Source organism: Lapillicoccus sp. (genome assembly GCF_025353065.1).
In the GTDB taxonomy this organism is placed as follows: Bacteria; Actinomycetota; Actinomycetes; order Actinomycetales; family Dermatophilaceae; genus Lapillicoccus.
The window spans coordinates 1-8,345 of sequence record NZ_JANXRJ010000207.1 but is presented as its reverse complement, the minus strand read 5'-3'; the positions used below and the strand labels follow the sequence as shown (position 1 = coordinate 8,345).

Annotated in this window: 6 protein-coding genes; all 6 read right to left on the bottom strand. The window is 70.3% G+C overall.

Annotated features, from left to right (window positions below; translation table 11 throughout):
* Positions 1-99: 99 nt before the first annotated feature.
* Positions 100-1,401: a UDP-glucose/GDP-mannose dehydrogenase family protein gene (locus Q0R63_RS15880; protein ID WP_295699297.1), complete on the bottom strand. Its 1,302-nt coding sequence runs from the start codon at positions 1,399-1,401 to the stop codon at positions 100-102.
* 54 nt (positions 1,402-1,455) lie between these two features.
* A complete protein-coding gene (locus Q0R63_RS15875; protein WP_295699296.1) occupies positions 1,456-3,204 on the bottom strand; it encodes a glycosyl hydrolase in 1,749 nt (582 codons plus the stop codon).
* Positions 3,185-4,621, bottom strand: coding sequence for a glycosyltransferase family 2 protein (locus tag Q0R63_RS15870; RefSeq protein ID WP_295699295.1), 1,437 nt, complete (start codon positions 4,619-4,621; stop codon positions 3,185-3,187). Before Q0R63_RS15870 ends, Q0R63_RS15875 begins: the two co-directional genes overlap by 20 nt.
* Before the next feature lies 1 nt (position 4,622).
* Entirely contained in the window at positions 4,623-6,719 is a 2,097-nt protein-coding gene (locus Q0R63_RS15865; protein WP_295699294.1) for an SGNH hydrolase domain-containing protein, read from the bottom strand.
* A 421-nt stretch (positions 6,720-7,140) separates the two neighbouring features.
* Positions 7,141-7,992, bottom strand: a complete 852-nt coding sequence (locus tag Q0R63_RS15860) for a fused MFS/spermidine synthase (protein ID WP_295699293.1) — start codon at positions 7,990-7,992, stop codon at positions 7,141-7,143.
* 124 nt (positions 7,993-8,116) lie between these two features.
* Positions 8,117-8,345, bottom strand: a 229-nt coding sequence (locus Q0R63_RS15855; RefSeq protein ID WP_295699290.1) for an HNH endonuclease signature motif containing protein, incomplete at its 5' end; no start/stop codon positions are given.

Genomic DNA, 8,345 nt, shown 5'->3' with positions numbered 1-8,345 from the left:
CGCGTTACCGCGGACGTTGTGCGAGGCGACCGCTAACGTCTGCGACGACGGGACACCGGTGTCCCTTACGTGCGGACGTTAGGGGTGGGGCGGGGGCGGTCAGATCGAGCGACGGCCGAGGGAGCGGTGGATCCAGCCGTCGGCGGTCCAGCGCTCGCGGTCGAGCGCGTTGCGGGCGTCGACGATGTTGCGGCCGCGGACCACCTCGGAGAGCACCGACGGCTCCATCTCCCGGAACTCGGCCCACTCGGTCAGGTGGAGCACGACATCGGCGTCGTGGCAGGCGGCGGTGGCGGACGCAGCATAGGCGAGGGTCGGGAAGCTGATCCGGGCGTTGTCCATCGCGTAGGGGTCGTAGACCCGGACGGCGGCGCCAGCCTGCTGGACCGCGAGGGCGACGTCGAGCGCCGGTGAGTCGCGGATGTCGTCCGAGTCGGGCTTGAAGGCCGCGCCGAGGACGCCGACCCGGGCGCCGGCGAGCGACCCGCCGCACATCTCGCGGGCCAGGTCGACGGTCCGGGCACGGCGGCGGACGTTGATGGCGTCAACCTCCCGCAGGAAGTTCAGGGCCTGGTCGACGCCGAGCTCCTCGGCCCGCGCCATGAACGCCCGGATGTCCTTAGGCAGGCAGCCGCCGCCGAAGCCGAGGCCGGCGCCGAGGAAGCGGTGCCCGATCCGCGCGTCGTGCCCGATCGCCTCGGCGACCATCGTCACGTCGGCACCGACGACCTCGCACACCTCCGCGATGGCGTTGATGAACGAGATCTTCGTGGCGAGAAAGGCATTCGCCGAGACCTTGACCAGCTCCGAGGTGGGCAGGTCGGTCACGATGACCGGTGTGCCCAGCGACACGATCGGCTCGTAGACGTCGCGCAGCAGCTTCTCGGCGCGCTCGCCGGTGACCCCCATGACGATCCGGTCGGGGCGCAGCGTGTCCTGGACCGCCTTGCCCTCGCGCAGGAACTCGGGGTTCCAGGCGAGGTCGCTCCCGGCCGCCTCGACCAGGCCGGCGAGCCGCTCGGCGGTGCCCACCGGCACCGTCGACTTCCCGACGACGAGCGAACCCACCGGCAGGTGCTCGATCAGCGCGGCGACGGCGGCGTCGACGTAGGTGAGGTCGGCGGCGTTCTCGCCCTTGCGCTGGGGTGTGCCGACGCAGACGAAGTGGACGACGCAGTCGGCAGCCGCGGCGAAGTCGGTCGTGAACCTGAGCCGGCCGCCGGCCAGACCCTTGGCGAGCAGCTCGGGCAGCCCCGGCTCGTGGAAGGGCACGGTGCCGCCTCGCAGCGACTCGATCTTGGCGGCGTCGACGTCGATGCCGACGACCTCGTGGCCGATCTCGGCCATGGCGGCGGCGTGGGTGGCACCGAGATATCCGGTGCCGATGACGGAGAGCTTCATGGTGACTCCTGTGGTGAGGGGAAGGGGTGACCGGTATGCCGGGGAGGGAGCCGGTCAGTTGGAGGTGTTGAGGCCCGTCCGGAACCGGGGGGCGGCGATGTCGGCGGCAAACATCTGCGCCGATGGCACGTTGGAGGTGAATCGCCAGTCGTTGGAAACCTGCTGGCCGTCGACGACCTGGGCGGAGACGTTGTTGTTCCAGAGGAAGCCGACGATGCGGGGGTCGCCCGCGAAGGCGGTCAGGGTGTTGTGGATGAAGGTCGTCTTGAGGCCTGCCTCGTCGGTGGTGCCGTCGGTCTCGATGGCCCCGACCTCGGCGAAGAAGATCGGCTTGGTCGTCACGGCCTCCAGGGCGGAGATCGTCTTGCCGAACGTGGCGGAGTAGTCCGAGCCGGTCGCGGCGTGGCGGAGGTAGACCGAGGCACCCACCCAGTCGACGTACTGGTCGCCCGGGTAGTCGTCGGCCATCGCGGTGATCCCGTTCGTCGCCGACGGCTTGAGGTTGTCGACGCGGCTGGGGGACCAGAGCCAGATGGTGTTGTCGTTGGCCCCGACGGACTGGAAGACCTGCCACACGTGGATCCACGCGGCCTTGTACTTCGCGGGAGAGTTGTTCCACTCGGTGCGGCCGGCCGACCAGCCGTACCAGCTGCCGTTCATCTCGTGCCCGAACCGGATGACCACGGGGAGGTTGGTCCGGACGATGTCGCCGGCGAACTTGCGCAGGTAGTCGTCGTGGCTGCCGTCGATGATGGTCGAGAGGCTGTAGGAGGTGCCGGAACCGGAGTCCATCGGCATCCAGGTGAACACCGGAAGCGCGCCCCGCGACCACGACTGCTGGACGAGGTCACCCCGGAAGGTCTGGTCGAAGGTCTGGTACCAGCCAACGGTGCTCGGCGCCTTGCCGGCCGCGGCCTCGAGGTCGTCGAACATCGACAGGTCCCCGGGCAGCCCGTCCTGGGTGAAGCCGTAGAAGGCGTTCTTGGACCCGACGATCGCCGCCTTCGTCTCCGCGGAGGCGGTGGGCGGGACGTACTGCCCGATGGGGGTCGACGGCGACCGGCTCGGGTCGACGGGCAGGCCGGAGCAGGCGATGCCGTCGCTGTCGTAGGGTCCGGGCGCGCCGTCGAGGCCGTAGGGGTCGGACAGGTTCGCGACGTAGACCGCCTGGGCGTCCTGCTGCCAGGCGAACTGCCAGCAGGCCGTCTTGGCTGCGGTGACGGGTGGCGTCGTCGTCGTCACCGGTGCTGGCGTCGAGGGGCGCGAGGGGGTCGGCGTACTGGGACGGCCCGAGGAGGGGGAGGGGGTCGGGGCCGCCCGGTAGATGCCACCGACGGACACGGACGGTAACAGGGACCCGTAGTAGGTCCCGGGGAGGCGGTAGAGCGCCGGGTTGGTGAGGGCGCCGCTGCCGTAGGGGGAGGGGAGCGGGGAGCGCGATGTCGCCGACGTCTTCGACGGTGAGACGGAAGGCTTCGAGGAGTACTTCGTGACATATCTCGTGGTCGACGGGGCCGGCGTCCTCGACGAGTTCGCCGTCCCGCCATAGCTGCTCGGCGCCTTCCCCCCTAGTGCCGCCACCACGGCGCCCGGGCGTGCCAGCTCCTGCTGGACCTGGCTGCGCAGCGGGCTGGAGATCGGTGAGAGGTAGAGCCCGGCGCAGATGGAGACCAATGCGAAGGCGAGCAGCGAGAGGTTGAGCTTGCTGACGCGCACGATGCCGTCGTTCGCCGGGGTGACCTCCGGCTCGAGTCGGGGGGCGGCCTCCGGAACGGAGCCGGGGTCAGTGGACGTGGATGTCATAGAGAACTCCGAGGGGGACGAGGGCGGACACGAGGAGGTAGGGGACGAGGGCACGGGGGTCGCCGCTGACCAGGGCCGGGAGCTGCGTTGCGGTGCGGGAGGCGGTGGTTGCGGAGGCGGTGCGGGGAAGGGTGGACAGGGCCGTGAGGGTCGGCGAGGGGGTATCGGCCTGGTCCGCGCTGTATGCCGCGGCACGGGTCCCCCAGCCCCCCACGTGTCCCAGCCGGATGAACCCGAAGGCGCGGATCGGCATCAGGAAGAGGGTGCTGAAGAGGACGTAGACCGGCATCCAGAACAGGTCGACCGGCCGCTCCTCGATGTGCCTCAGCTGACGCATCGTCATCGAGATCGCCGAGACGAGGACGGTGATCGTGACGATCGCCGGGATCATCCAGGCGCGACCCTCGACGTCCAGCAGGCCGGCATACAGGTTGACGTCGCTGTGGTTCGCCGTCCTGATCACCCAGGCGATCAGGATCGTGAAGAGCAGGAGCGGCATGACGATGTCGCTGACGAAGAAGAAGGCGAGCATCGGAGTGTGCCGCAGCATCCAGGGCAGCATCCGGAGGGTGTTGTACTGGCTCCCGCGCGACCAGCGCAGCTGCTGCTTGAGCAGCTTGCGCAGCTGGAGCGGGGCATCGGTGTAGACGAGGCTCGTCGACTGGTAGACCGTGCGAAACCCTTTGCGCAGAGTCAGGTTGGTGAGCGTCCGGTCGTCCGAGACCTCGAGGAAGACACCGAGGAACCGGGCGCTCATGAAGTCGTCCATCACGTCGACGAGGATCGAGCGACGGAAGGCGATGGTGCGCCCGGGCAGGCAGCCGACCGAGCCGAGCACGCTCTGCGCCGGCATCGAGTACTGAGCCCGCGTGTTCTCGAGCCAGTCGGCCCACCGGGTGTAGAAGCTGCGCTCCGGCTCGAGGATCCGTTGCCTGGTCGTGACACCACCGATCCGCCTGTCGGCGAACGGTTTCATCAGCTCGTGCAGGGTCCCGGTGGTCCAGATCGTGTCGCTGTCCACGAGCAGCACGATCTCTCCGACGCAGCGCTCGACACCGACGCGCACGGCGTTGCGCTTGCCGGCCACCGGGGTCCACGTCCAGACCACGGTGGGGAACTCCTCGCAGACCGCCTCGAGCTCCGTGTTGCGCGGTCCGTTGATGATGACGATGGTCTCGGTCGGCCGTTGCTCGACGATCCGTCGCAGCACGTCGCGGAAGAGGTCGAGGGGTTCGTCGACCACGGGGATGATGACGCTCGTCGTGACCTCGACCGGCGTCTTCCAGGGGCGGTAGCGGTTCGCCAGCACGATCTTGGCGAGCCACACCAGCCAGGTGAGCGCGACGTAGAAGATGAAGAGGTAGAGGTGGCCGTGCTCCGTCAGGGCATGGCGAAGCTGCAGGATGGCGATGAACACGTCAGGCTCCGGTGGTCGTGAGGGCTGGCGCCAGCGCCGGTGCGAGCCAGCGGCTGAACGGCACGGTCATGTGGGACGAGTTGCGGTAGACGAGGACGTTGCCGACGATCGCCGGGCAGCGGGTGTCCGTGCAGAACCACGGCGCCGGGTCGAGGACGGTGACCTTCGCCGCCGCGAGGGCGGGAGCCATCGCGGCGTGTCGCTCCGGATAGAGGTATGCCGCGGAGCGGTCGTAGCCGCAGGCCCTCGCGTCGTCGAGGTGGGTGGCGACGCATCCGGGCAGGTCGTTGCCGGGGGTCGGGATGTCCTGCACGTAGGCGATCCGCTGGACACCCACCGCGCGCAGCGCGTCGATCGTCTGCACCGCCGCTGACGAGAACGCCTCTGGCCTCACGCTGCTGGCGGCGACGTTCTCGGACTGGCTCATGATGACGAGAGTCGGCCTGAGGGCGCCGATCCGTTGCACCGTCGCCGCGCGCCAGGTGTCGCACTCCGTATAGTCCCGGTTGAGGGCGGAGTTGAAGACAGTGAGCCGACCCGCCGGACAGGCGGACTTGGTCCAGCTGACGATCCGCCAGTGCAGCTGCTGACCCAGGAGATCCAGTGCGGGTTGCCACTGCTCCGCGTGCGAGTCGCCGAACAGGACGGCCGTCCGGGTCGCGGCGGGATCACCGTAGACGCAGGCTCCCTGGGTCGTGGCCGTGAACGCGGCGTGGCAGCCGTTCGTCGAGGTCGCGGGGAGCGAGTCCGCCGCAGCCTCGGGGCGGGGGGTGAGGTTGGAGGGAACCGCCCGGATGTCGACGGCAGCGGCGACGGTCTGCGCGATCAGCTGTGCCGCGGACGGTGCGGCGGCCGGCACTCCGCTCGCCCCGACGCTGCCGGGTGCCGGTCCGGTCGCCCCGGCGGCCACGCTCCCGAGCTGTGCGGCGGCACCTGTCCCGACGGTGGCCGGGCCGAGGGCGACGACGATCAGGGAGCAGGCCACGACGGCAGCGGAGAGGAGGCCACCGCTGCCGATCCAGCCCCAGGTCGGCCAGGAGACCAGCCGGACCGGCTGCTCGACCCAGACGTAGGAGGCCAGGGCGGCGACCAGCGAGAGCCACACGACGGCCCCGCGCTCCCAACCCGAGAGGGTGCGCCCCACGGCATACGGCGTGATCACGAGCATCGGCCAGTGCCAGAGGTACCACGAGTAGGAGATCCGGCCGAGACACTGCATGAGGGGCTCGGCGAGGAGGCGCTCGGCGAGGACCCGCGGTCCGCACCCGGCCGCGATGACGGCCGCGGCGCCACCCACCGGCAGCCACGCGGCCGTGCCCGGGAAGGGGGTGGCATCGGAGTAGAGGAGCGCGCCCGCGACCACCGCCGCGAGTCCGGCGACGGCGAGGAGGCCCGCCAGCCGGCGGTTCAGCCGGGCGAGTGTCGGCGCGGTCAGGGCGAGGAGGGCACCGACCCCGAGCTCCCACGCCCGGGTGTGCATCGAGAAGTACGCCCACGGGGCCGACACCTGGGTGAGCACGGCGGACTGCCAGGAGGAGAACGCGATGACGAGGACGACGACGCCGACGAGCAGCGGGCGACCCGCGCGTCGCCCGAGGAGCAGGACCGCCGCGACAACCAGAGGCCAGACGACGTAGAACTGCTCCTCCACCGCCAGCGACCAGAAGTGCTGCAGCGGCGAGGCGGCCGCGCCCATGTGCTGGTAGTCGGTACCGACGGCAGCGAGCCGGTAGTTCAGGCCTGAGAAAGCGGTGAAGAGCGCGTCCATCGCGACGTCCCGCACCTTCAGCGGCGGGCCCCAGAAACGGAAGGCGATGGTCGTGACCACGACCACGAGGACTGCCGCCGGCAGGAGTCGGCGGACCCGGTGCGCGTAGAAGGTCGGCAGTGACCGCAGGCCCTTGGTGCTGACCATCCGGGCGAGCTGCTTGGTGATGAGGAACCCGGAGATGACCAGGAAGACGTCGACGCCGACGTATCCGCCGGGGAGGCCGAGGCCGGCGTGGTAGACGACGACGGCGAGGACGGCGATCGCGCGCAGGCCCTCGATGTCGGGGCGGAAGGCGCGGTCCGGGGCGCGCCGTCGGGCGGCGATCACGCGACGGGCGCGACGGACGCGTCGGGTCGTCAGGGACCTCTCATGGCCGGGCAGCCCCGGTCGGGAGGGTGTTTCTGGGGACGCCGAAGTGCGCGGCGTGAGGGTGGCGGTCATGAGTGGAGGGGCCCTTTACGGGTCTGGTCGACTCTCTTCGGGGTAGAGAGCCTTCCCGGGAGCGGGCGCCGTTGCCGCCGCTGGGCGACAGCCCAAACATGGCGGAAACGGACATTTCGCCTCTACCCAAAAGATCACAAGATCTGGTCAAGAAACCGCATGTTCTCTGGGTGTTACGGTCCTGAGGGCCCGAGACCAGACCCCAATTCCGTTGCGTCACGGTGCTTTTCGAGACTCACCAGCCCGCCTGCACAGTGAGCTCCCAGCCAGTGTGATCCACGTCACACCGTGTCCAATGAACTGAACGTCACCGAACGCGCCACGCTCCGGCCGCGGGTGGCACCGGGGACGCCGCTCGGTCACCCTCCACGAAGGGCCGACCCGAGCGTGCCATCCGGGTCACGTCGGCGCCCGAGCGGACCCCGGTCGGGAACGCTGCCCGCGCGACCGACCGAGCCAAGCCGGCGATGTCGAGCTCACCGCCGCGGGAGGCGGCCACCACGACGTTGCCGAACCGTCGGCCCTTGAGCACGTCCTGGGTCGCCACGAGAGCAAGTGCGCCGAATGCTCCGACGTCGCGGAGCGACGCCAGCACCCTTGTCACGTATCGCATCCCCGGCTCGTCGGCGAGGTTGAGAAGCGCGATTCCACCGGGGCGCAGCACTCGCGCGACGTCCCGAAGGTAGTCGACGGTGGTCAGCTCCGCGGGGACCCGGCCCACGGCATACGCGTCGAGGACGAGGGCGTCGGCGCTGTCGTCGCCCAGGGCCGCAGTACCGGTGAGCCCGTCCGTCGGGCGGACCCGGATCCGGTGCTGCCGGGGGAGCGGTAGCTCGCGGCGGACGAGCTCGGTGAGTGCGGCGTCCGGCTCGAGGACGATCTGGGGTGAGCCGGGCCGGGTGTGCTCGACGTATCGGGGCAGGGTCATCCCGGCACCCCCGACGTGGGTCACGGCGATCGGGCCGCCGGGAAGTGTGTCGAGGACGAGAGCGAGGTGTTGGACGTATTCGAAGGCGAGCAGGCCCGGATCACTGAGCTGGACGTGGGACTGCGGGGACCCGTCGAGGACGATCGTGACGCCGCCCCGGTCGTCGGACACGAGCGTGACATGGGGGGCGCTCGCGGCCGGGTCACCTGCGCCGCGCCGGGTCCTCGCCATGGGAGCCGACCCTAGACGAACCTGGACGAGCCCTGGACGACCCAAGAAGGGCCGAGGTGGGAGCGGGCCGCGCCACTTGGGCGTGACTGTGACCCCGCCGTGGGCGGGGTGCGGGGCGGGGTGGTCAGAGGTGCCAGGTGACGCCGGTGGTGTCGATGTCGGCGGTGAGGTCACGGTCGTGGACCAGGGTGTGGTGGCGCCCGCAGAGCAGGGCGCCGTTGGCGATGTCGGTCGGGCCTGAGCGGGCCCACCAGGTGACGTGGTGGACGTCGGTCCACTGCGCGGGGATGGTGCAGCCGGGGTAGGTGCAGTGCCCGTCGCGGCGCCAGATGACCTTGCGCTGGGCGGGGCTG